Origin of the sequence: Bradyrhizobium sp. YR681 (assembly GCF_000282615.1) — a bacterium.
Lineage (GTDB): Bacteria > Pseudomonadota > Alphaproteobacteria > Rhizobiales > Xanthobacteraceae > Bradyrhizobium.
Map to the genome: position 1 here is coordinate 1 of NZ_AKIY01000140.1, position 1,925 is coordinate 1,925.

Here is a 1,925-nt window from a genome sequence, read left to right on the forward strand (position 1 = left end):
GGCGCCCAGCCGCTCGGCATGGCCTTCGACCGCGAGGACAATCTCTACGTTTGCATCGGCGGCATGGGGCTCTACCGGATCAAGCCCGACGGCACGGTGGAGAAAGCGACCGACGAGACCAATCGCAGCATGCGCTCGGTGAACGACGACAGCCGGCTGCGGCTCGCCGACGACCTCGACATTACTGATGACGGCTTGATCTTCTTCTCGGAAGCCACGGTGCGTTACGAGATGGACGAATGGCCGATCGACGGCCTCGAGGCGCGCGGCAACGGTCGCATCATCTCCTACGACACCAGGACCGGCGTGACGCGCACCGAGCTGCGCGGCCTCAAATTCCCCAACGGCATCTGCGTCGCCAGCGATGGCCAGTCGATCCTGTTCGCCGAGACCTTCGGCTGCTCGATCAAGCGCTACTACTTCGCTGGCCCGAAGAAGGGCAAGGTCGAGGTCGTCATGGACAATCTGCCGGGCTACCCCGACAACATCAACCTCGCCTCCGACGGCAATTACTGGCTGGCGCTGGTCGGCATGCGCAGCCCCTCGCTCGACCTCGCCTGGAAGATGCCCGGCTTCCGAAAGCGCATGGGCAAGCGCGTGCCCGTGGACGAATGGCTGTTCCCCAACATCAACACGGGCTGCGTGGTCAAGTTCAACGAGCAGGGCAAAATCGTCGAATCGTTCTGGGACCTGCGCGGCGAAAACCATCCGATGATCACCTCGATGCGCGAGCATCGCGGCTATCTCTATCTCGGCGGCATCCTCAACAACCGGATCGGCCGCTACAAGCTCGACAACGCCGATCCGAACTTCGTCCAGTATGACAAACGGTGGGGGAAGCAGTCGTGATCGCAGCCGTCAGGGAGTTCGCCAACCGCTTTCTCGGGCGCGGCGACGCCACCATCACCGTGCCGTCGTTCGACGGTGCTCTGAAACCCAACCAGAAGCTGGAGACGGCCGAGACCCTGCTGACATGCGAGGCGCCGGAAGACCTCGCCACCGACGGCAGCAACCTCTTCATCGCGGACGGCCTTCGCCTGATGCGTCTGGATGGCAGCACGGCGTCGGAGGTCCGCTGCTTCGAGCGGCCGATCTCGGCGCTGTGCGCCCTTCCCGGCGGCGGTCTTGCGATTGCGCTCGGAGGACGCGAAGTGCACCTCTACGCGAGCGCTTCAGCCGAGCAGCCCAGCGTGACGTTTGCGGATGCCGCGTTCAACGCGGTCAACGCGCTGACGCTCGCGAACGACAACACTTTGATCGCGACGGATGGCTCGGCGACATGCGGCGTCCACGACTGGGCGCGCGACCTGATGGAGCTCAACCGGAGCGGCCGCGTGTTCAGGCTGGATCCCGTCAGCAAGACCGTGACAGCGCTGGCCCAGGGGCTCGGCCATGCCTTCGGCGCCTGCGCGCATGGCAATGGCGTGCTGGTCAGCGAGAGCTGGCGCCACCGCCTCGTGCTGGTGGCGCCGGGCACATCGCCGCGCACCGTGCTCGCTCACCTGCCCGTCTACCCCTCGCGGCTGTCGATGGCATCCAGCGGAGGCTACTGGCTCACCGCCTTCACGGCGCGTACGCAGCTGATCGAATTCGTGCTGCGCGAGCCGGCCTATCGCCGCCGCATGATGGCGGAGATCGACCCGGCATATTGGGTGGCCCCGCGCCTGCGCTCGGGCCTCTCGTTCAAGGAGCCGATGCAGGGCGCGCACATCAAGACCATGGGCGTCATCAAGCCTTGGGCGCCGCCGCGTTCCTACGGCCTCGTCATCCGCCTTAACGCTGACGGCCAGCCGCTTTATTCGCTGCATAGCCGGGTCGACGGGATCAATCACGGCGTCGTCGCGGCGATCGAAATGGGCGGCGATCTCGTCGTGATCGCCAAGGGACCGGGCCGCGTGCTGCGGCTGCCGCTGGCCGGGCTTGCC

At 65.9% G+C, this 1,925-nt stretch carries 2 protein-coding genes; both read left to right on the plus strand.

Annotation, left to right across the window (positions count from 1 at the left end; all coding sequences use genetic code 11):
- A partial coding sequence (locus tag PMI42_RS12340) for an SMP-30/gluconolactonase/LRE family protein (protein WP_008134285.1) occupies nt 1-849 on the plus strand: 849 nt, incomplete at its 5' end.
- Nucleotides 846-1,925: gluconolactonase (locus tag PMI42_RS12345; protein ID WP_008134288.1), on the plus strand; the 1,080-nt coding region annotated here is incomplete at its 3' end. The genes PMI42_RS12340 and PMI42_RS12345, both read left to right, overlap by 4 nt.